At 64.0% G+C, this 21,719-nt stretch carries 20 protein-coding genes and 1 tRNA gene; 10 read left to right on the top strand and 11 right to left on the bottom strand.

What is annotated here, in order from left to right:
- Positions 1–50: 50 nt before the first annotated feature.
- The 3 genes from I6F09_RS06190 to I6F09_RS06180 all read right to left on the bottom strand — a co-directional run bounded on the left by I6F09_RS06190 (position 51) and on the right by I6F09_RS06180 (position 3,250).
- A complete protein-coding gene (locus tag I6F09_RS06190) occupies positions 51–938 on the bottom strand; it encodes an ABC transporter permease (protein ID WP_036029754.1) in 888 nt (295 codons plus the stop codon).
- A gap of 18 nt (positions 939–956) precedes the next feature.
- A complete protein-coding gene (locus I6F09_RS06185) occupies positions 957–1,898 on the bottom strand; it encodes an ABC transporter permease (RefSeq protein WP_225114725.1) in 942 nt (313 codons plus the stop codon).
- Positions 1,899–2,119: 221 nt separating this feature from the next.
- The gene (locus I6F09_RS06180) at positions 2,120–3,250 is read right to left on the bottom strand and encodes a M20/M25/M40 family metallo-hydrolase (RefSeq protein ID WP_225187675.1); all 1,131 of its coding nucleotides are present in this window, start codon (positions 3,248–3,250) and stop codon (positions 2,120–2,122) included.
- 267 nt (positions 3,251–3,517) lie between these two features.
- On the opposite strand from I6F09_RS06180, the gene I6F09_RS06175 reads away from it, so the two are divergent.
- Positions 3,518–5,125: an ABC transporter substrate-binding protein gene (locus I6F09_RS06175; protein ID WP_036015319.1), complete on the top strand. Its 1,608-nt coding sequence runs from the start codon at positions 3,518–3,520 to the stop codon at positions 5,123–5,125.
- Positions 5,126–5,506: 381 nt separating this feature from the next.
- On the opposite strand, the gene I6F09_RS06170 is transcribed toward I6F09_RS06175, so the two are convergent.
- Positions 5,507–6,757 (bottom strand): multidrug effflux MFS transporter, encoded by a 1,251-nt coding sequence (locus tag I6F09_RS06170; RefSeq protein WP_225187674.1) that lies wholly within the window; start codon positions 6,755–6,757, stop codon positions 5,507–5,509.
- A 324-nt stretch (positions 6,758–7,081) separates the two neighbouring features.
- Between I6F09_RS06170 and I6F09_RS06165 the strand changes: the two genes are divergently transcribed.
- Entirely contained in the window at positions 7,082–8,392 is a 1,311-nt protein-coding gene (locus I6F09_RS06165; protein ID WP_225187673.1) for a hypothetical protein, read from the top strand.
- A gap of 10 nt (positions 8,393–8,402) precedes the next feature.
- On the opposite strand, the gene I6F09_RS06160 is transcribed toward I6F09_RS06165, so the two are convergent.
- Positions 8,403–8,491: transfer RNA gene (locus I6F09_RS06160), tRNA-Leu, on the bottom strand.
- A 172-nt stretch (positions 8,492–8,663) separates the two neighbouring features.
- On the opposite strand from I6F09_RS06160, the gene I6F09_RS06155 reads away from it, so the two are divergent.
- Positions 8,664–9,086: a twin-arginine translocation pathway signal gene (locus tag I6F09_RS06155; protein WP_225157093.1), complete on the top strand. Its 423-nt coding sequence runs from the start codon at positions 8,664–8,666 to the stop codon at positions 9,084–9,086.
- Between the two features lie 25 nt (positions 9,087–9,111).
- On the opposite strand, the gene I6F09_RS06150 is transcribed toward I6F09_RS06155, so the two are convergent.
- Both I6F09_RS06150 and I6F09_RS06145 read right to left on the bottom strand, forming a co-directional pair.
- Positions 9,112–10,314, bottom strand: a complete 1,203-nt coding sequence (locus I6F09_RS06150; RefSeq protein WP_225187672.1) for an FAD-dependent monooxygenase — start codon at positions 10,312–10,314, stop codon at positions 9,112–9,114.
- A 20-nt stretch (positions 10,315–10,334) separates the two neighbouring features.
- Positions 10,335–10,580 (bottom strand): zinc-finger domain-containing protein, encoded by a 246-nt coding sequence (locus I6F09_RS06145; protein WP_008562814.1) that lies wholly within the window; start codon positions 10,578–10,580, stop codon positions 10,335–10,337.
- Positions 10,581–10,888: 308 nt separating this feature from the next.
- Between I6F09_RS06145 and I6F09_RS06140 the strand changes: the two genes are divergently transcribed.
- Together I6F09_RS06140 and I6F09_RS06135 are read left to right on the top strand one after the other, a co-directional pair.
- A complete protein-coding gene (locus tag I6F09_RS06140) occupies positions 10,889–12,025 on the top strand; it encodes a hypothetical protein (protein WP_225187671.1) in 1,137 nt (378 codons plus the stop codon).
- 117 nt (positions 12,026–12,142) lie between these two features.
- A complete protein-coding gene (locus I6F09_RS06135) occupies positions 12,143–12,898 on the top strand; it encodes an alpha/beta hydrolase (protein WP_036015305.1) in 756 nt (251 codons plus the stop codon).
- A gap of 16 nt (positions 12,899–12,914) precedes the next feature.
- Here the strand turns inward: I6F09_RS06135 and I6F09_RS06130 are convergent, their stop codons facing one another.
- Both I6F09_RS06130 and I6F09_RS06125 read right to left on the bottom strand, forming a co-directional pair.
- The gene (locus I6F09_RS06130) at positions 12,915–13,427 is read right to left on the bottom strand and encodes a protein-tyrosine phosphatase family protein (RefSeq protein ID WP_063822484.1); all 513 of its coding nucleotides are present in this window, start codon (positions 13,425–13,427) and stop codon (positions 12,915–12,917) included.
- Positions 13,428–13,536: 109 nt separating this feature from the next.
- Positions 13,537–14,472, bottom strand: a complete 936-nt coding sequence (locus tag I6F09_RS06125; RefSeq protein WP_036029733.1) for a LysR family transcriptional regulator — start codon at positions 14,470–14,472, stop codon at positions 13,537–13,539.
- 107 nt (positions 14,473–14,579) lie between these two features.
- Between I6F09_RS06125 and I6F09_RS06120 the strand changes: the two genes are divergently transcribed.
- The 3 genes from I6F09_RS06120 (at position 14,580) to I6F09_RS06110 (ending at position 16,584) form a co-directional block, all read left to right on the top strand.
- Positions 14,580–14,993 (top strand): hypothetical protein, encoded by a 414-nt coding sequence (locus tag I6F09_RS06120; RefSeq protein WP_225187670.1) that lies wholly within the window; start codon positions 14,580–14,582, stop codon positions 14,991–14,993.
- A gap of 204 nt (positions 14,994–15,197) precedes the next feature.
- Complete coding sequence (locus I6F09_RS06115) at positions 15,198–15,542, top strand: hypothetical protein (RefSeq protein ID WP_225187669.1); 345 nt, start codon at positions 15,198–15,200, stop codon at positions 15,540–15,542.
- A 49-nt stretch (positions 15,543–15,591) separates the two neighbouring features.
- Positions 15,592–16,584: a hypothetical protein gene (locus I6F09_RS06110; RefSeq protein ID WP_225187668.1), complete on the top strand. Its 993-nt coding sequence runs from the start codon at positions 15,592–15,594 to the stop codon at positions 16,582–16,584.
- A gap of 195 nt (positions 16,585–16,779) precedes the next feature.
- Here I6F09_RS06110 and I6F09_RS06105 read toward each other — a convergent pair whose 3' ends face one another.
- A complete protein-coding gene (locus I6F09_RS06105; RefSeq protein ID WP_225187667.1) occupies positions 16,780–18,138 on the bottom strand; it encodes a hypothetical protein in 1,359 nt (452 codons plus the stop codon).
- A gap of 275 nt (positions 18,139–18,413) precedes the next feature.
- Between I6F09_RS06105 and cysE the strand changes: the two genes are divergently transcribed.
- A complete protein-coding gene (cysE, locus tag I6F09_RS06100) occupies positions 18,414–19,238 on the top strand; it encodes a serine O-acetyltransferase (RefSeq protein WP_036015299.1) in 825 nt (274 codons plus the stop codon).
- 131 nt (positions 19,239–19,369) lie between these two features.
- Positions 19,370–19,588 carry a DUF3126 family protein gene (locus I6F09_RS06095; RefSeq protein WP_007602550.1) on the top strand — a complete coding sequence of 73 codons (219 nt, stop codon included), beginning with the start codon at positions 19,370–19,372 and terminating at the stop codon, positions 19,586–19,588.
- 313 nt (positions 19,589–19,901) lie between these two features.
- On the opposite strand, the gene I6F09_RS06090 is transcribed toward I6F09_RS06095, so the two are convergent.
- Positions 19,902–21,713 carry a caspase family protein gene (locus tag I6F09_RS06090; protein WP_036015298.1) on the bottom strand — a complete coding sequence of 604 codons (1,812 nt, stop codon included), beginning with the start codon at positions 21,711–21,713 and terminating at the stop codon, positions 19,902–19,904.
- Positions 21,714–21,719 lie beyond the last annotated feature (6 nt).

Here is a 21,719-nt window from a genome sequence, read left to right as displayed (position 1 = left end):
GGATTCCGGGCTCGCGCTACGCGCGCCCCGGAATGACAACGCTACTCGCATCACTTCCCCTCCCGCTGCTTCATGCGCGGATCGAGGGCGTCGCGGGCGGCGTCGCCGATCAGGTTGATGCTGAGGATGGCGATGGAGAGCAGCAGGCCCGGCCAGAAGATCAGCGATGGCTTGATCTGGAAGTACTGGCGGCCCTCGGCCATGATGTTGCCCCAGGTCGGCGTCTCCGGCGAGATGCCGGCGCCGAGGAAGGAGAGGATCGCCTCGGTCAGGATGGCGCTGGCGCAGATATAGGTGCCCTGGACGATCAGCGGCGCGATCGTGTTCGGCATCAGGTGGCGCCACATGATCTTCGGCAGGCTCGAGCCGACCGAGATCGCGGCCTCGACGTAAGGCTCCTCGCGCGCCGACAGCACGACCGAGCGGACCAGGCGTGCAACGCGCGGAATCTCGGGGATCGTGATCGCGATCAGCACGGTCCAGAGGCTGGCGCCGGACAGCGACACCACGGCGATCGCGAGCAGGATGCTCGGCATTGCCATCAGGCCGTCCATGACGCGCATCATCACGGAATCGACCAGCTTGAAGAAGCCGGAGACGAGGCCGATCGCCAGCCCGATGGCGATCGACAGGATCGCCGCACCGATGCCGATCAGAAGCGAGATGCGGCCGCCATAGATCACGCGCGACAACACGTCGCGGCCGTAGGCGTCGGTGCCGAGCAGGAACTGTGCGGAAGATGGCTTGAGCCGCTGCGACGGGGCGAGCTGGATCGGATCATGCGGCGCGATCAGCGGCGCGAGGATCGAGACTACCACGATCAAGGCGAGCAGGCACGTCGCGGTGGCGATGATCGGGGTCGAGGTGAGGAATCCGAATCGCGGCCGCAGCGGCGACGTGATCGGAATGGAGGACTGGGGAAGGGTATCGACCGACATTTTGTTCTTGTCCTTGCCTCAGTACCGGATCCGGGGATCGAGCAGGGTGTAGGCGACGTCGATGAGAAGATTGACGACGACGTAGATCAGCGAGGTCAGCAGGATCATCGCCTGGATCACCGGATAGTCGCGCGCCAGCACCGCATCGACGGTGAGACGCCCGATGCCGGGGATGTTGAACACGCTCTCGGTGACGACGACGCCGGAGATCAAGAGCGCAAAGCCGGTGCCGATCACGGTGATTACGGGCACGGCGGCGTTGCGCAGAGCATGGCGCATCATCACCGCAACCTCGTTGATGCCCTTCGCGCGCGCCGTTCGCACGTAGTCTTCGCCGAGCACGTCGAGCATCGCCGCACGCGTCATGCGCGCGATCAGTGCGACGTAGATGAAGGACAGCGCGCAGGTCGGCAGGATCATGCGCTCGAAGAACGGACCGAAGCCGTTGAAGATGCTACGGAAGCCCTGCACCGGCACCCAGCGCAGCTCGATCGCGAAGACCTGGATGAGGACATAGCCGACCACGAACACCGGCACCGAGAAGCCGAGCACGGATAGACCCATCACGAAACGGTCGATCCAGGTGCCGTGCTTCCACGCCGCGATCACCCCCAAGGGAACTGCGACGACGACGGCGAGGATGATGGTGCACAACGCGATCGAGATCGACGGCTCGACGCGCTGGCCGATCATCTTCATCACCGGCAAATTGGAGATCAGCGACGTCCCGAGGTCGCCGTGCAGCAGCTTGTTCACCCAGGTGACGAACTGCACGATCAGCGGCTCGTTGAGGCCGAGCGATTCGCGGATGCGCTCCAGCCGTTCCGGGGTCGCGTTGTCGCCGGCGAGGATCGCGGCGGGATCGCCGGGGGTGAGGCGGAGCAGGAGGAAAACGAACAGCGCGACCACGCCCATCACGGGCACGGCGGCGAGAATTCGGCGAAGGAGATATCCGAGCAAGTTGGATCCGTCAGTTTAGAGTCAAATTGGGCAGGGCTCTTCGGCCAGCCTGCCATCAGCCTAACATTTCAGCAATTCCCGTGCCACGAGGGCCACAGTTTTTGCGGTGCAGCCAATCTTCGTAGGGTGGGCAAAGCGGAGCGTGCCCACCTGCTTTCGGTCGGGAAAACGGTGGGCACGGCGCTTTGCGCCTTTTGCCCACCTACGGGATCGCTTCGCGATCACTCCAGCGTCGCCAGCAGCCCCGCCATCAGCCGTCCTCGCTCAGCGAGACTCTCGACTTCGACATACTCTTCGAGCGTGTGGACATTGCCGCCGCGCACACCGAGGCCGTCGAGCGTGGGGATTCCCATCGCGCCGGTGAAGTTGCCGTCCGAGCCGCCGCCGGAGCTTGCATGCGGTAATTCCATGCCGAGAGATTTGGCAATGCCGCGGGCCTTCTCGTACAGCGCCATGGTGCCGGCATTGGGCTCCCAGACCGGCCGCGTCACGCCGCGCGTGACCTTGAAGCTGACGTCGTTGCTGGTGCCGGACAACGCCAGCATCCGCTCGACGCCGCGGTCGAGATCGGCCTGGCGCTTGGCCATGGAGAGCGCCTCGCCCGTCGCCGTGGTAGCAACGCAATTGACCCATTGGCCGCCATGCACGACGCCGACCGAGAAGGTGCAGTCCTCCGTCGTCATGGCGTCGATCGCGAGGATCTGTCGCGCCATCTCGCGGATCGCCGAGCGTCCCGAGGACAGCGTCGCGCCGGCGTGGCTCGGCCGGCCCGTCGCTTCGAGGTTGAAGCGTGCGATGGCGTAACGTCCGGTGGTGACGCCGTTGTCGGCGCGGCCGGGCTCCGGCACCAGCACGTATTTGTTGCGCGCGGCCTCGGCCTCGATGATGTCGCGTGTCGAGGGCGTGCCGACTTCCTCGTCCGGCGTGAACAGCACGGTAATCGGCAGCGGCGTGGTGAACGATGCGCGCGCCAGCTGCCGGATCGCTTCCAGCGAGAGGTAATTGCCGCCCTTCATGTCGTAGATGCCGGGGCCGTAGCACTTGTTGCCTTCGCGCCGCCATTTCAGCTTCTCGATGGTGCCGACCGGGTGGACGGTATCCATGTGTCCGGCGATCAGGATGCCCGGCTCGCCCTGCTTCGGGTGGGGAAAGCGCGCGCGGATGACCCCGCCGAAGCCCTGGCGGCCGGCGATGCGCTCGATCGTCGCACCCATGATCGCCATATCTCGCGCTGCGATATCGAGCATGCGGTCCACGGCACCGGCATCCCAGGTGGGGCTTTCGCATTCGATCCAGCCGCGCAGGCCTTCGAGCATGGCCTCGGAATCAAAGGGAAGATTGGCAGGATTCATCTCAATGTCTCTCAAGCTTGGAAAGATGGAACGCGCATTGCATTGGCGCGGACGGGACAAGCGGAGGGTGTTGTAGAGCCAAACCGATCTTTGTGGAGCCCGTGCGCGCGCCGCAAGGGCTTGCACCGAAACCGGATTGACGCGCTTCACCCTGTCTGCAAGTCTCGAAAGACGAAGGCATTGCATGAGGTTAGTTCGCCCAACGAACGAACCTTATGCTCAACCAATAACCTGCCTTTGAACAGTTTCACGTCAGGAGAACTTTCTATGTTCCACTTCATGCGCCGGGGGCCTCGCGCGTTCGCCTCCACACTTGCGCTGTCGGTCGTCGCGCTTTCGACCGCGCTGGCCTCGCCGGTGCTCGCGGCCGGCAAGACTCTCACGGCGGTGCTGCATTCGGATTTGCGCATCATCGATCCGATCTTCACCACGGCCTACATCACGCGTGACCACGGCTACATGGTTTACGACACGCTGGTGGCCACCGACTCGAATTTCAAGGTCCAGCCGCAGATGGCGGACTGGAAGGTCTCCGACGACAAGCTCACCTACACGTTCACGCTGCGCGACGGCCTGAAGTGGCATGACGGTGCGCCGGTGACGGCGGAGGACTGCGTCGCTTCGCTGAAGCGCTGGGCTGCGGTCGACGGCATGGGACAGAAGCTCATGGACTTCACCGCCAGCATCGAGGCGACCGACCCCAAGACCATCACGCTGAAGCTGAAGGAGCCCTACGGCCTGGTGCTCGACTCCATCGGCAAGCCGTCCTCGCGCGTCGCCTTCATGATGCCGAAGCGCCTTGCGGAGACGCCGCCGGACAAGCAGATCCCCGAGCAGATCGGCTCTGGTCCGTTCAAGTTCGTGCAGGGCGAATTCCAGCCCGGCGTGAAGGCGGTCTACGTCAAGAACACTGACTACGTGCCGCGCAAGGAGCCGGCGAGCTGGACCTCCGGCGGCAAGGTGGTGAAGGTGGACCGCGTCGAGTGGATCACCATGCCGGACTCGCAGACCGCGGTGAACGCGCTGCAGTCGGGCGACATCGATTTCATGGAGAACCTGCCGTTCGACATGCTGCCGGTGCTGGAAGGCAACAAGGAGCTCACCATCGAGGTCCTGAACAAGTTCGGCTTCCAGACGCTCGGCCGGATGAACTTCCTGCATCCGCCGTTCGACAACGTGAAGGTGCGGCGTGCTGCCTTGCTGGCCCTGAACCAGAAGGACGTGCTCGACGCGCTGGTCGGCAACGCCAAATATCAGAAGATCTGCGGCGCGTTCTTCATTTGCGACACGCCGCTCGCAACCGATGCGGGCTCCGAGACCCTGGTCAAGGGGAACGGCATGGCGCAAGCCAAGAAGGCGCTCGCCGAGTCCGGCTATGACGGCACGCCGATCGTCATCATGGCCCCTGGCGACGTCACGACGCTGAAGGCGCAGCCGATCGTTTCGGCCCAGCTGCTGCGCGAGGCCGGCTTCAAGGTCGACCTTCAGGCGACCGACTGGCAGACGGTGGTGAGCCGCCGCGCCAGCCAGAAGCCGCCGAAGGAAGGTGGCTGGAACATGTTCTTCACCAACTGGGTCGCGGCCGACGTGTCCAACCCGATCGCCAATCTCTCGATCGGCGGCCAGGGCAAGAAGGGCTGGTTCGGCTGGGCGGAGGACGCCAAGATCGAGCAGCTCAAGGACGCTTTCGTCCGCGCGGCCTCGGTCGACGATCAGAAGAAGATCGCCGCCGATATCCAGAAGCAGGCCTATGAGCAGGTGATCTACATTCCGCTGGGGCAGTATCTCATCCCGAGCGGCTGGCGCAAATCGCTGACGGGCGTGCTCGACGGCCCCGCGACGCCGGTGTTCTGGAACATCGACAAGAAGGAATAAAGCATGATCCGGAAAAGTGCGAAGCGGTTTTCCGGAAAGATCACGCGCAAACAACAACCTAAAGCGCGATGACGATGGTCCGAATCTCATCGCGCTTTACGCGCCGCGCGCCTTGCATGTGAATACGAACGGCGCCGCAGTTTCCTGCGGCGCCGTTTTCTATGAGGCGGTCTGTGATCGCGCTCGTCTAGCAGTGGCTGTCGCGCAGCTGCTCGAGCCCTTCACTCACGAATGCCAAGCTCGAGTCCATTCGTTCATCGGAACGAGGCTGCGAAATCGGCCGTTCGATCTCGGACGCGGGCTGATCCGATCTGTTCTCTTGTTCCATCTCGCCAATCCTCTGAATTGCTGCAGTACAACATCGCGAGGGGCGGGAAGTTCCTAGCTGATCGGGCGATGATGCGGCCTGAACAGCCGCCCTTTCTCCACCACCAGCACGATCGCGAGCGCGGCGAGGGTGGACAGGAAAAAGCCGATCGAGAACGGCAGCAGCGTGCCGTCGAAGCTCTGCCCGATTGCCATGCCGACCACGATCCCGATCAGCGTGGTGATCGAGCCGTACAGCGAGGAGGCGGTGCCGGCGATGTGGCCCTGCGGTTCCATCGCCAGCGCGGTGAAGTTGGCGACCATCATGCCGAACGAGAACATCATCAGGGCCGAGAGCACCATGAACAAGGCGAGCGGCAGCACGCCGAGGCTTTCCGTCAGCAGCATCACGCCGGCCACGGCCGTGTAGAGCGTCAGCGCGCCGTGCGAGATCACGCGCATGCCGAGCCGGCCGACCAGCCTCGCATTGAGGAAGCCGGCGATGGCTGTGCCGGCGGCAATCGCGGCGAAAGCCAGCGGGAAATATTGGCCGAGATGATAGATGCTGGTGAAGACCTGCTGGGCGCAGAAGACATAGGCGAACAGCGCGCCGATGACGCTGCCGGCGGCGGTGGCATAGCCGACGGTCTGGCGATGGGTCAGGGTCTGCCGGAATGCCGAGAGCACGTCGGAGGGCGCCAGCGACCTGCGCTTCGACTCGGGAAGCGTCTCGGGCAGCCGCAGCACGCACCATGCGAGCGCGAGCAGGCCGTAGAGCATCAGCACCACGAAGATGCCGCGCCACGCCGTCACCAGCAGCACCGCCTGTCCGAACGAGGGCGCGACCACGGGCACCGCGATGAAGATCATCATGGCGAGCGACATCACGCTCGCCATGCGGCGGCCGACATAGCAATCGCGCACGATCGAGGTCGCGATCACGCGCGTCGCCGCGGTGCCGAGCCCCTGGAGCGCACGCGCCAGCAGCAGCGTCTCGAACGAGGGGGCAATGACCGCCAGCACGCTCGCCACCGCATAGACCGCCATGCCGCCGAGCAGCACCGGTCGGCGCCCAAAACGGTCCGACAGGGGACCCATGACGAACTGACCGGCGCCGAAGCCGATCAGGAAGGTCGACAGCACCAGTTGCAGATGGTTCTCGACGGGAATCTTGAAGGCGGCGCCGATATTGGGCAGCGCCGGCAGCATCATGTCCATCGCGAGCGGATTCAGCGCCATGATGGACGCGATCACGATGACGAATTCCGGAAAACCCATTGGGCGGTGTCCCGAGGACACCCAACCGTCGGCATTGACGTCGGACAAGAAGCTTACCCCTGCAATCAAGCGAGTTATCTAGCCCCGATGCTGCGTTGCACAACCCATGTTTCGGGATGGCTGGCAGGCGGAGCAGGAGTGGTCAAAAACGGGTGAGGGCCCGTCGCCGGCCTGATGGCCATCCGCCGCGTCGCCGCGCACATCGAAGCGTTTTCCGAAGCCGCGTCGCCGGAGGGCAGGGCCCTGCAACCAGGGATTCACCATAAGATCGGGCGCGGCACGCCGGGGAGATGAATCGGCAACCCGTCCTGTCCATTGTGGTCGGACCGGCTGCCGCAACGGCGCCGCGAGAAGCCAAACAGGGTATCGCCCGTGTCCGACATATCAGGTGCAGCACGATGGTTGGCGCCTGCGGCCAAGGCTGCCAGGCGCAACGTCTGGCTTGCCGGCGTGGTCACGCTGACCGCGCTGCTGGTGCTCGGTAATCTCGCCAACGATGCCTCGCTCGACCTGCCGTATGGCTGGGACGTCCGGGTCAATTGCGCGGCGGTCGATGCGCATGCCGACGGGCTCGATCCCTACTTCGTCAAGAACCTGAAGGGCACCACCTATTCTTATCCCTATCTGCCGGTGACGCTGGACGTCTTCCGTCCCCTCTGCGCGGGCGGGGTTCTGCTCGATCATTACCGAAGCATCTTTCTCGTCCTCGCCGTGCTCTGCGCGCTGCTTCTGCCCGGCCTTGGCCGGACGCGTGCCAGCGCGCGCGATGCTGGCTTGAAGGTGCTCTGCGCGCTCGGCGCGTTCGTCGGTTTCGAATTCGTGGTGGCGTCGGGAAATTTTGCGCTGCTGAGCGGAGTGCTGACCGCGATCGCGCTGAAGCTCCTGCTACGCCCGCTCGCATCCGAACAGAATTCGAACTTTTCCTGGCGCATCGCCGGCGCTGCGCTGCTCGGCCTCGTGACCTCGTTCAAGCTGGTGTTCGTCCCGGTGCTGGCGGCGCTCTATTTCCTGCCGCTGCCGCGTGGCCGCAAGCTGGCCTTGATCGCGGTGGCCGCGTTCGCCTTCGCGTTGCCGCTCGCGCTGTCGCGCTTGCTGTATCCCGATCTGTTCGCGAACTGGCTGCTCGCGATCGCAGGACAAATTCCCGGTCAGCATGCCGTCGGTCTCGTGGAGACCAATCCGTCGCTGTTGCTGCTGGCGCGCGACCTCATGGTCCAGGTCGGCTTCGGGGACGGCAAGCCGGCGATGCTGGCGGCCTATGCGTTCGCGGCGCTCGCGCTCGTGCTCGTGCCGTTCGCGCTGTCCGTCCTGCGCGCGGCCGCGAGCGGACCGGTGCGCGACGGGGCATCGCTCCTGACGCAGCTCGATCGCTGGCTGATGGATCACCCGCGCACGGGCATGCGCATCACGGTGCTCGCCATGTTCGCGCTCTATCTCAGCTCGCCGCGTCTGAAGGAATATGCCTTCTTCGAGCTCGCGCTTCTTGCCGCGATCCTCATCGTCGATCTTCCGTCCCTGGCGCTCGCCGCCATCCTCGGCATCGGCCTCGCCTTTCCGGCACTGGTCTCGCTTCTGGGCGCGCCGATCGAGGGCACCTTCATCCTCCTCGTCACCGCGCTGATCTGCTTCTGGATCGTGCTGCTCGATTTCCGCGCAGAGCCCGAGCGCCTCGAGCGGGGGTGATACAAGCTAGTGGTGCGGGCAGCCGGGGTCGAACCGGCACAGCGCTTGCGCACCGAGGGATTTTAAGTCCCTTGCGTCTACCAATTCCGCCATGCCCGCTTGATCCAACGAGATCAAACACTTAAGTCCGTTCCGGCGGTCTGGAATTGGCGCGTTCGCCGCCGGAGGGACGGTTCTTCCTTAAGCGAGCCGGGGGCGCAAGGCAAAGCCTCAATCCGGACATCTGTTGCTGCTTTAGGCATTCTCAATCCACGGGGGCTATTCATCCGGCATGGCTGCTTCGTTTTCCTTTTCGCTGCGCGGCTTTGGCGCGCTGTTCGCGCTGCTTGCGGCTGGCCTCGCGCTGTCCGGCTGCGCCGGCGTGAGCGAGACGATCGCACCGGCCTTTGCCGATCCCGCCAAATACGAATTGTACGATTGCAAGCAGCTCGAGACCGAGCGCAAGGACCTCGCCAAGCGCACCGCCGATCTGCAGAGGCTGATGGAGAAGGCCGAGACCGGGGCCGGCGGCGCCGTTGTGTCCGAACTCGCTTATCGCAACGATTATATCGCCGTGCGCGGGCAGGTCCAATTGGCCGAGGATGCCTGGCGCCGCAACAGATGCCGGGAGACGCCGCCCGAGGCGCCGCCACCTCCGGCATCGCCCGCGGCCAGCGCCAAATCCGCGTCGCAATCCGGCAAAGCGGCCCGCTGAGGCGCCGCGCCGGCGGCGCGCCGCATCAAGGCCGCCAGCCGTAGATCCAGTCCTGTCGCGCCAGCATGCGCTGCGGGCCGAGCGCGCGGATCGCAAGATCGCGTGCGAGCGCGAGCGGCCCGCTGAGATGATAGATGCGGCCCTGCTGCCGCGCGGTCCGCTGCACCCGCCGCACCCGCGCCTGGCGGGCACGGCCGTATTGCGTCAGCGCGGCGGCAACCGCTTTGCTGCTCTCGGCGGCCTCCAGGCTCAAATGCCGGGCGAGCACGGCGGCATCCTCGATCGCCATGCCGGCCCCTTGGGCTGCGAACGGCAGCATCGCGTGCACGGCATCGCCGAGCAGCGCCACCGAACCTTTGCTCCAGGGGCAGCCGTCCGGCACGCCGAACAGCGCCCATTTGCGCCAGCTGTCGACCGCGGCGAGCAGCATCCGCGCCGCCGGCGGCCAGCGCGGGCCGGCAAAGGCGTCCATCACCTCGCTGATATCGCCGGGCGTGCTCCAGCCCGGCCGGTTCCAGGTGCCCGGCAGCACCGCGACCACATTGATCTGGCGCCCGCCCGCAATGGGATAGGCGACCAGATGGGCGTTCGGTCCCATCCAGAGCTGCACCCGGCGCGCAGTATAGTCCTTCGGCAATTGCGTGGCATCGAGCGTGCCGCGCCAGGCGATCAGGCCGGAAAAGCGCGGCTGCACCTCGGGAAACAGATGCTGGCGCACCGTCGACCAGATGCCGTCGGCGCCGATCAGCGCGCTGGCGAGATCGCTGCGGCGGATCGTGCCGCTGCGATGGACCACGGTCAGGCCCTTGGCGTGAGGCGCGACGTCCTCGAAGGTCGCGCCCAGCTTCAGGTCGATGTCGGGATGGTCGGCGACGGCGCCGGCGAGGGCCGCTTGCAGGTCGGCACGGTGCACCACCCAATAGGGCGCTCCGGCGCGCAGCGAGGCGGCTTCGCCGAGCGGCATGCGCAGCAGCTCGCCGCCGGCGCGCGCGCTCATGATCGAGAGCGCTTCCGGGGTGACGGCGCGCAGCTTGAGGCGTTCGGTGAGGCCGAGCTCGACCAGCACGCGACTGGCATTGGGCGAGAGCTGCAGGCCGGCGCCGACCTCCTCGAGGCGTTCGGCCTTCTCCAGCACGACGATGCGGAAGCCGCGGGCGGCGAGCGCGAGCGCGGCCGTCAGGCCACCGATGCCGGCACCGGCGACGACGATCGTTCGGGAGAGCGCCACCCCTTAACCGATGGACGCGGTCAGGCCACCTTGTCCTTCAGCACACATTCCGGCGGGCGGGCTTCGCCGGGCTTCAGGTCGGCCGCGAAGCGGTACAGCGTCGAGCAATAGGGGCAGATGATCTCGTTGTCGTTGCCGAGGTCGAGGAAGACGTGCGGATGGTCGAACGGAGGATTGGCGCCCACGCACATGAACTCTTGCGAGCCGATCTCGATGACGGGGACACCGGCATCGTTGTGGAAGTGCGGGACGACATGGTCGGACATCGAAGTTCATCCTGGAGTGGCAATGGCGGCAGATACAATCACGAACTTACGCGGCATCTTTGAGGCGCTGCGGACCATACTGGCGGGTACAGGTGATTGCTAGTCCAGCGGAACCGAAAAGCTTCGCAAGCGCCCCATGCTCATTTGCTCATGCAAATTCGACACAATCTTGCGCCCCTAGAGAAGCCCTTCTTTCGTCGGGGACGTTGTGTCGCAATTTTGGCATACTATCTCTGTGGTTGCGTGAAACCGGGACGAAAGACGTAGTGTTCCGCGCAAGCGATCTCAGGGCATCCGGGCTTTTCCACATGAAGTGGCTGCGAATCAGTACGGCGTTGGCGGGAATGGCCGTGTGCGGCTTCGTGCTCGCGCAGGTGGCGCCGCATGCCCGCGAGGCCGGCGCGATCCTGGCCGCCCAGGACGATCCGGCCGCGCTCTCCGAGCTGAAGCTCGATGCGCTGCTCCGGCACAACGACCGCCTGGTTCAGGACAATATCGAGGCCGCGCTCGCGGCGGGCGATGCCGATCTCGCCGACAGTTTCGTCACGCTGGCGCGCGAGCGCAACATTGCGCTCCCCGACGACCTCTTGAGCCGCGTCGCCGACGCGGTGAAAGCGGAGAATTCCACCGCGCATTTCGCCAAGCGCTTCGCCACGGGTCTCGTCACCGGCAACGCGGACGACGTCGCCAGCCTGTCCGGGACCGTGGCCGGCGATCTCTTCGTGTTCGGCGACATCAGAGACGTGGTGCGCGAAGGCAAGCACCTCGCCATGGGCGAGGACACCGACCGCCTCGTGCTCTCCCTTGCGGCGGCCGGCCTTGCGGTGACGGCGGCAACCTACATCTCCGTCGGCGGTGCCGCGCCGGTGCGCGCAGGACTGACGCTGGTGAAGGATGCGCGCAAGCTCGGACGGCTCGGCGAGGGGCTCGCCGCATGGGCCGGCCGGTCCGCGCGCGAGGTCGTCGATGCGCCGATGCTGCGGAACGCGGTGGCATCGGGCTCGGTGCTGCGCCCAGGCCAGACCGTGAGCGCGATCAAGGCCGCGTTCCGGGCCGAGAAGGCCGGTGCGCTGGTCCGGCTCGGCAAGGACGTCACGCGCGTCGCCGGAAAGACCGGCACGCGCGGGGCCATGGATACGCTCCGCATCGCCGAGGGCCCCAAGGACGTCGCGCGCGCCGTGCGGCTTGCGGAAGCGCAAGGCGGCAAGACGCGCGCGATCATCAAGCTGCTCGGCCGCGGCGCGCTGCTGCTCGTCGGCGGCGCGTTCGATCTGGCGATGTGGCTGTTTGGCGCGGTCGTGACGCTGTTCGGCCTGCTCTCCTCCATCAAGGCGACGACCGAGCGCCTGACCCAGGCCTGGTGCGATCGCAGGCGGGCGCGGCGGCTGCGCCGCGCGCAGATGGCGGCCGACGCTGCTTTGGCTAACGCGGCCGCGACGGCCTGAGGCGCGATCCGCTTCGGGCTATTGTTTGAGCATGATGTTGCCGGAAAACCGCTGCACACTTTGCCGGATCGTGCTCTAAGATCGAGCTGTCCCCCACAAGATCCCACGGAACTGCTGATGCCGAGCTTTCACAACGGCGCCGTTGAAATTGCCTATCTCGACGAAGGCGAGGGCGATCCGATCATCCTGGTGCACGGCTTTGCCTCCAGCAAGAACGTGAACTGGGTCTATCCGACCTGGGTGTCGGAGCTGCGCAAGAACGGACGCCGCGTCATCGCGCTCGACAATCGCGGCCATGGCGAGAGCGCAAAGCTCTACGAACCCGCGCAATATTCTATACCCGTAATGGCCGGCGACGTGCTCGCACTGATGGATCACCTCGCCATCCCGCAGGCCGACATCATGGGCTATTCGATGGGCGGGCGGATGACGGCCTGGCTCTCCCTCAACGAGCCGCAGCGCCTGCGCTCGGCGATCCTCGGCGGCATCGGCATCGGCGGCCTGATCGAGGGCTCTGGCCCCGGCGAGAACGTCGCCAAGGCGCTGGAGGCGCCCGCGCTGGACGATGTCACCGATCCCGTCGGCCGCACCTTTCGCGCCTTCGCCGACCAGACCCGCTCCGACCGCCGCGCGCTCGCCGCGTGCCTGCGCGGCACGCGCGATCTCATGACGAGGCAAGAGGCCGCGCGCATCGAGGTGCCGGTGCTGATCGCGGTCGGCAGCGCCGACGATGTCGCAGGAAGCGCCAGCGCGCTCGGCGCGATCATACCGGGTTCCGAAGTGCTCGATATTCCCAATCGCGACCACATGCGTGCAGTCGGCGACAAGGTTTACAAGACCGGCGTGCTCGACTTCCTGTCACGCCGCGGCTGAGGCGACATTGCATGGCCTATCGGGTACGTGGCGCATCGCCGCGCTCCGCCTGGCCAAAGGTCATCACCCAATCGCGCTGCTCATCCGTGTCCGGCACGATCAAGCCCCGCGAAGCTCCAATCAGCTCAAGAGCTTCCTTCGCTTGGATTCCGGAACAGATCAGTGCGCAAGCTGCAATTACCGAAGATCGGCCGATCCCCGCGCGACAATGGATCGCCATAGAACGACCATCTCGCAAGCCGCTGGCTAATAAGCGAGCGATCTGCGATGCCTCCGGTCGCGATTCTGGCAATCCCCGATCCGGAATCGGAAAAGAGATGAAGTCGATTCCGTTAGAACGACAAACCTCGTCTTCACGCTGTAACCCAAGCTCTGAAACCTCCTCGCGCTCGAGAAGGCTCACTACCAGATCGACTCGGGCGTCCTTCCACTCAATGACTTCCATCTCCAACCACTCGTCGGCGCGAGGACGCGCCATAATCGCTATTCGTCCAGCCGCTTGAATCTCGATCCAATGTAATCGGGACATCTCAAACCCTTGGTTGATGCAAGACGGGATCGCATAATCCACACCTCACCGGCAGCCGCCGCCTGGAGCTCATTTTCCTGGCGACCGAATGTCGGTGACGACTGCTGCTTCACACCACCTTGTCGCTGAACGCGGTGGGAAGCGTGTTGAGGAACGACATGACGCGCTGTGTGCGCAGGGGCGGGCGGCGGCCCGAGGTGCGCAGCATCCATAGGGGTTCCCCAGGCGCGCGCCAGGGCGCCAGCACTTCGACCAGCCGGCCGGCGCGAAGGTCTTCGTTCACCAGCCACGCCGGCCCCCAGCCGACACCGAACCCATTCACGATCAAAGCGAGCGAAGCATGCGCGTCGTCGCAAATATGCTTGGGCTTGGGGGTGATGCGAATGGGTCCTTTGCCGCGCGGGTCGGCGAAGCGCCAGGTCAGGATCTGACCGCTCGCGGGATTGCGGAAGCCGACGTGCTCGTGCGCGGAAAGCTCAAAGGGAGTGGCCGGCGCGCCGCGCGCTTTCAGATAGGCAGGCGAGGCGCAAGCGATCCAGGAGAAGGTGCAAAGCCGCCGTGCCTGATGACCGGGCGCGCGATCGAGCGGCCCTGTGCGGATCGCGATGTCGACGCCTTCCGCCGCGAGATCGAGAATCTCGTTGCGGAATTTGACCTCGATCTCGATTTCCGGCCGTTCCCGCAGGAACGCGGGCAGTCGCGGCAGGATGCAGGCGCGCGCGAACGAGGCGGGGGCGGTCACGCGCACCCGTCCGCCATCGTCGCGCGCGACTTCGCCGAGCGCGGATTGGACACGGGCGAGGCTTTCGGCCAACGCGCGTCCCGCCGACATCAGCCGGTCGCCCTCTGCGGTCAGCGCCAACGAATGGGTGGAGCGATGCAAAAGTCGCAATCCGTGAGCCTGTTCGAAGCGGGCGACCGCCTTGGACATCGCCGATGTGGTCGTCCCCGCCCGCCGCGCGGCTTCGGCGAAGGAGCCTGCCTCGACGACGCGGACGAAGGCGAGGAGGCGCGAAAGGTCGGGAGGCAAAGTCGTTGTGGACATGAAGTCCACATAGCCATGGCCAGACGGTCACTACAAGACCCATTCGAGAACGGCTAATCGGGGAGTATCAGCACGCATTCTGCGGCGCTGGAAACGCGGGACGTCCGATGAACCCTATCGAAATTACGCTGCAAGCCCTCGACGCCGCCGAGCGGGCGATTCCATCCGGGCAGCCGGTTTATATGCTCAATCTGCTGCGCTACCGCGCGCAGGCGCGTTACGAGGACGGCTTTGACGCCGCGCCCTGTTCGGGCCGTGAAGCCTTTCATGAGCGCTACAGGCCGGCATTCCGGCGCCTTGCGGCCGGCAAGCCGATCGCGCCGATGTTTTCCGGGCCGATCCTCGCGAGCCTCGTCGGCTCGCCAAGCGAACGCTGGGACGAAGCGGCGCTCAATGAGTACGGTGATTTCGCCACCTTCCGCTCGATCGTCGACACCGAGACCTACCGCCGCGAAGTCGCCCCGCATCGGCACGCGGCCCTCGAGGAATTCCGGCTATTCGCGCTGGCCAAGGCGATGTGAGATTACCAAATTACGGTGACAGTGATCTAAATCGGCGGTGACCGGCGTCCAAATGTAGTCGCCTCTAGGGGAGTTTAGTTCCGGGCACTGTGATCAGGCTCTCCGACCGCGCTCCGCGCCATCATCCCCAGCTCGCAATTTCGAGGTTTCTCCCGATCGAATTTTATGCAACCTTGGGACGAGTTATTATAATGGGCAGACGATATGGCGAGCGAATTTTTGATCTTCGGAAGTGCTGCGGCAGGGGCGGCGCTCCAGGAAGTTCTTTATTGGTACGAGGCTTACAAAAGTTTGGATATCGAGAAATACAAGGTTCTGATGAATTCGGTTCAGTATTGGATCATCGTCGTAGCTTTCATTCTGGTGACAGGGGTCGTTGCAGTCATTTGGTTTCAAGACGACAAGGATGTTCCAAAACTAAGGGACGTTCTCATCTTTGGCGTGTCCCTACCTCTGATTGTGAAGCAGATCATTAGATCGCGTCCAATGGACAACTTAAAGCTCGGGCCTTCGGACCAGACCTCTGTTTCATACTTCGATTTAAAGTAAATCTCTTAAAGGCCGGAAAATGACACTTGCTCACTGGTGTGGTGTTGGCATGGCGTTTGCGATCGTCATGGCCTCCTCGCTCGCGAACGCCCAGCCGCGTCGATCTGAAACCTTCCAGCGCTCATATCAGTTTGAGAAGAGCAAGAAAGAGCTGTTGGAGAAGATTAGGAAGGAAAGAGACGCCGAGACCCGCAACCAGACGTACGAAATAGAAAGGATAGAGCGGCTGAGTTTGCTCAACAGCGTTGTGAACGAATATATTTCGGAGCGGAAGAGCGGACCTGAGCTTTCACAATCTACTTTCTATGCCCACAAAGCTGGCAAGACGGATTCGTTGTCAGCTGTGAGACTGTTTCAACAGAACTGGCAAAACAACTTCTCGGCCGCAGTCGTCGATTTTCTTCCCAGAACTGCGAAAGAGTTTAAGAGTGTATACGAAACCGATCGCGTTTCCAAAAAGGACGTTGACGAAATCACAGCTTGGCAGGCCGATGAAACTTCGTCCAGAACAACGATTGATCGCTTCGGTGTGGACGACGCTTTCATGGGATCTCGTGGAGTTCTGATCTTTATTGGTCACAGCGTCGAAGGCCAAATAGTGGATCGTGCGGGAAACAAACATTCCATTCTCGCTCTTTCGAAGCGGTGCGCCATTACGATGAAACTGTGCGTTTTTTTGTCATGCCGAGCAGCGCAGGTGTTGCCCCAGGGCAGCCCCTTTGCACCGGCCGCCCCGATCGGAGGCCGGCAAGCTGTAAACGCAATGTTGGAGATCGTTGGTCTTTTTAGCGAAGCTAAGAAGCGCTTGGATCAGATGCGTTACGAAGACCAAGAATATCCAGAGCTTGCTCGACTTCAAGACGGCATAGACGAACTGCGAAGATTGATCCGAGCCGTGGATAGTGTGGTGGAGCGGCTGACCGACTCCCCCCTGTATTCGCTAGAAACTACCGTTTCGCTGAAATCGTCCGCGATGATCGTCCTGACCGTTGCGTTGCTCGTCGGTGGAAATTGCACTTTTGCTGACTGCGAGGCACAGTAGGTAAGCGTGACAATAGGCCCAGATTTTAGACAAAGTCCGGCGTCGATAGACGCAATCTTCAGGAAAGCGAACTTCTGCCGACGCTAAAGAGCCGCGAGCCAAATGAGTGGCTAGGATTAGTACTGAGGCGAGGCTGATGCATTCAGCCGTGTCGGTGTGGCTTGAACCGCAACCCGCGGCGACGTCTCTCGATCCCTATCCCGCCTTGCTGTCCTCGCCCAGCCGCCGCCCCACGGCCATCAGCACCACGAACGTCGCCACCCACACCATGCGCGCGCCGTAGCGATCATGCGGCCCTGAGATCACGCCGCAGATGAAGGCGTTGCCGAGCAGCGCCAGCGTCACCGTCCCAGCCAGCAGCGTCAGATCGTCCAGCCGGCGCCTTGCCAGCGCATGGCCGAGCAGCGCGAGCAGCGCCAGCATCGAGGCCAGCGCGACCGGGACATGCAGCCAGTTCACGACATCGAAATTGACACCCCAGTTCTGCTGCCGCGCCGCGCGCATCGGCGCGGCCTGTGCCGGGATGTAGCGCTCGATGATGCCGCGGGTGTGCGGGATCCAGCCGTTGGTGCCTTCGCCGGTCGCCACGTGCAGCAATTGCTGTCCCATCGCGCGAAGCGCCGCGCCGGCCTGCCAGGCTGGATAATCCTTCAGCGACTGCACGACGATGGTGCCCATCTCCTCATTCATGCCTGCGAAACGGCCGAGCGTGTTGAACACGCTCTTGCCCCACAGGAATTCGTCGGCGCTCGCCGGCAGCTCGTTGCGGTAGGGACAAAGCTTGTAACGTTCGCGCGGGCAACGGTCGTTGAGATATTGCGCGACGATGCCGTCCTGCATCATGCGGCCGAAGGCGACGCCGTAGCCGCCGGGCGTCCAGGCCAGCTTGCCGGACAGCGCATAATTCGCCGCCACCAGCATCAAGCCGCCCGCGACGATAGTGAGGCTCGCCTGCAGTAGTCCGGCCAGCGGCAGGCGCGCGCCCAGAAACGGCCGCGCCATCCAGCCCGCGGCGCACAGTCCGAGCAGCACGCCGAGCGTGGCGCTGTGGGTCGCCGCGGCAAAGGCGGTGAAGACAAACAGCGAGATCCTCTCGATCGCCGAGGTGCGGTTTGCGCCGACCACCAGGAGGAACAGCGACAGCACCGCGAGCCCGGCAAAGATGTCGGTGAGCAGCATGCTCGCAAGCCAGGGCAGCGCGGTCGACAGCATCAGGGAGAGGCTGATCGCGACGAAGCGGAAGGTCTGCATCAAACCCAACACGCGAAGGGTGAGCTGCAGCAGCCATAGCGTCGCCAGCGACTGGGCGGCGAGGTTGATCCAGAAGCCGAAACTCTCGCCATAGTGCAAATAGAGGCCGAACACCGTGGAGCGGCTGGGGACGAGATAGCCCTCGTACCAGCGCGCCAGATAGCCGCCGGTATCCCATTGCAACAGCGGATAGCCGTTCCAGACCGCCGGCGCGATCATCAGGACGGGCAGGGCCACCGCGGCCAGCCGCAGCCAAAAAGAGCCCGCGGCGCGCGCGCGCAGTTGATCGGTGGTGATGGTCAAATCGGCTCTGCCCCCGTTCGGATCATGCCCGCAATAACGGTTGGGGGCGAATTCACCAATAGTTTGACGCGGCCCGGCTTGAATTTGGCGAAACTCTGACCACCTTGAGCCGACCTTGCCGCTCGGGGGCGTCAGAGGAAAGTCTTGTTTATCAATGGCTTGGCTTGCTCTCCGAGGCAAGGCACTGTTCACTCTCAGGCAAGCCCGTCAGGACTTTGTCGCCTAGACTGTGCTATAGAGCCAACAAAATCAGCCAATTCGAAAGAGCAGATCCCATGGCAGTGCATCAGGTCAATCCGGGAGGAAAGCTCGCATCGCTCGATCCGATCTGGGACCGGATCCGCAGCGAAGCGGAGGACATCGTCCGCCGCGAGCCGGAGCTTGCGACCTTCATCTATTCGGCGGTGCTGCATCACGGCCGGCTGGAGGATTCGGTGGTCCACCGCGTCGCCGACCGGCTCGATCATTCCGCGCTGTCGGGCGACCTGGTGCGCCAGGCCTATATCGAGGCGCTGCGCGACGACCCCGATCTCGGCAACGCCTTCCGCGCCGACCTCGTTGCCGTTTACGACCGCGATCCCGCGACCTCGCGCTTCATCGATCCCTTGCTCTACTTCAAGGGCTTTCATGCCATCCAGACCCATCGCCTCGCGCACTGGCTCTATCTGAGGGGCCGCAAGGATTTCGCCTATTACCTTCAGAGCCGATCCTCGGCGGTGTTCCAGACCGACATCAATCCCGCCGCGCGCATCGGCCGCGGCATCTTCCTCGACCACGCCACCGGCTTCGTCTGCGGCGAGACGGCTGTGATTGAGGACGACGTCTCGATCCTGCACGGCGTCACGCTCGGCGGTACCGGCAAGGAGAACGAGGACCGTCACCCGAAGATTCGCCACGGTGTGCTGATCGGCGCCGGCGCGAAAATTCTCGGCAACATCGAGATCGGCCATTGCGCGCGCATCGCCGCCGGTTCGGTCGTCGTCAAGCCGGTGCCGCACAACGTCACGGTCGCGGGCGTCCCGGCCAAGATCGTCGGCGAGGCCGGCTGCGCCGAGCCGTCGCGCACGATGGACCAGATGATCAACGCGATGGGGCTCTGAGAAGGCCTTGATGCTGCGAAGGGCCGGATTTTTCCGGCCCTTTTCTTCGCCAAATTCTTTGACAATTCGTGCTGGCGGTTCGCCGCATCTCGTCCTAAAACCCGCCGACCATTTTCGATCGGAGACTTGCCGTGGACGTCAAAGAAGTCAGAAAGTTAGATGCGTATCTGAAGCGCGTATTCGGCAATCCCAAGATCCGCGTCGTGCCGCGGCCGAAGAAGGACGATTCCGCCGAAGTCTATATCGGCGAGGAATTCATCGGCGTGCTCTTCGTCGACGACGAGGACGACGATCGCTCGTTCCAGTTCCAGATGGCGATCCTCGAGGACGACCTGGTCGATCAGGAGTAGTTGGTCGCGAGCGAAGCGGAGTCTTCGCTCGCGCGCGGCGTTCTCCGTGTCCCGGACGCACTGCAACGCTCCATAAGCGCGTTCACGCGCGTCTTCGACACGCTGTGGCGTTGCAGTGCAGACCCGGGACCCAGATAGCCACGCAGCGCATCTCGGACATGGGCCCTGGCTCAGCAGCGCACCGTCGAAGAGACGCTGCGCTGCGTCCGGGGCGCGCAGCGAGATCGCGGTGCAATTTCTCCACGCCGTCATTGCGAGCCCAGCACAGCGGCGCCAGCATTGCTTGGGCAACACCCTGACGGCCTTTACGTGCTCAATTGCAGACCTCGACGTTGCTTGAATTCTTTTGTTCAAGCCGACAGCCGGGGCGAACAGGGCGGCAACCACCAATTCCCACGCCGCAAACTATCTGACCACTTGTCTGAGGCTTCGCAGGCCTGGATTCAACTTGCTTCCGTTCGGCGTCTCGGTTCGTGGCATCCTCGCGGGTCGCGACCGGCTTCTTGTCCTGCACCTTCTCGCACTCATTGTCGTCGTTGACGCGATAGCCGGCGCGGCAGGTGATCTTGACGCAAGTATCGCCGTCCGCCTTGAAGCCGCGATTGCAGACCAGCGGGCAGACGCGCCCCGGCTTGGCCTTGACGGCATCGAGCGCTTCGAAGCTCGCGAATTTGGCGTCGAACTTCGTGCCGGCATATTTGTTGAAGAGGCTGAGCGAACGCTGCGAGGTCGCATTCCAGTCGCCGTCCGCATTGCTCGCGAGACAGCCGACGCGGCGGAGTTCTGACTGCACCAGCTTGGCTGTCTCCTGCGGCGACAGACTCGGCGGCGATTGGGTGGGGGCCACGGCCGCGACCTTCTGCTCAGCGTCACGCTGAGCCTTCTCTTTAGCGGCTAGCTCAGCCGCTGCTTTTTCGCTGGCGATCCTCTCGGCCAGCGCCTTTTCGGCAGCCTGCTTGTCGGCCAGTGCCTTGGCAGCTGCTTCTGCATCTTTCCTGCGCTGCTCGGCGGCCGCCGCCTTGGCCTCTTCGATCTGCTTGGCCTTCTCGGCGGCGATCCGAGCATCTTCGGCAGCCTTGGCCGCTGCTGCGGCTTTCTCCTGTTCGGCCTTCTTGGCCCGTTCGGCGGCAAGCTTTGCCTTCTCCTCCTCGGCCGCCCGCGCCTTCTCGGCCGCTGCAGCGCGGGCGTCTTCGGCAGAAATCCGGTTGAGTTGAGCCTTGGCGAGATCGGTATAGAAGCCGCTGGGATAACGATTGAGGAATGCAGTCCAAACGTCGCGCGTGCCGAGCTGGAGCGCCAGTTCGTAGTCGCGCCGGATGTCGCTGTCCGGGTTCGCCTGCGGTCCGGTCGCGACCGGCTTGGCCGGAACCAGGGCCACGTCGTCGCCGCCGAGCGAGCCGTACACAAATGGCTCCTGCTTGTAGCCGGTATTCTTGAGCACGTCGTCGCGCACGAAGCCGAACGCCTTGCGCAGATCGAGCCCGGGCGTCGGAAGACGTTCGACGAGTGCCGCCGCGAACGGGCTATTCTTGGAGTCGCCGTCGGACGCCGTCGAGCCCGCTTTCGCCGCGAACGCGATCATCGTATTCGGGCTGGTTGGCTCGACCTTGGCGAGGCCGCGGCCGATGGCACGCGAGGCGATGGTACGCTTCATCGCCTTGGCAAACGGGTTGTCGCGACATGCATCGAGGATGATCAGGCGCAGCTGCTTTGCAGGTTCGACCGCGAACAGCGCGCGGTCCAGCGCGATCGTTTCGTCCAGCACGTCGCTGTCGGTCTCCAGCGTCGCGTCGGTCGGGATCAGATAGTTGACGCCGTCCAGTTCAATGCCATGACCGGCGTAATAAACCACCGCGACCCCAGCATCCCGCGCCTTGCCGCCGAAGTCACGCAGCGCCCGGCGCATCTCCGAACCGTTGAGGTCGAGCTTGATGTCGACGGTATCGAACCCGGCCTTCCTGAACATGCCGCCGACCAGGGTGGCATCGTTCGCGGGGTTCGCCAGCCGCGCCACGTTCTTGTAGGCCGAGTTGCCCATCACCAGCGCGACGCGCTTCTCGGCCAGCGCCGGTCCGGCTCCCACGCAGATCGCAAATATCAACAAAACAAACAGCCGAAGCCGCATTCCAGC

Origin of the sequence: Bradyrhizobium sp. IC3195 (genome assembly GCF_020193585.1) — a bacterium.
Lineage (GTDB): Bacteria > Pseudomonadota > Alphaproteobacteria > Rhizobiales > Xanthobacteraceae > Bradyrhizobium > Bradyrhizobium yuanmingense.
This window is presented reverse-complemented; position numbering and strand designations above follow the sequence as displayed.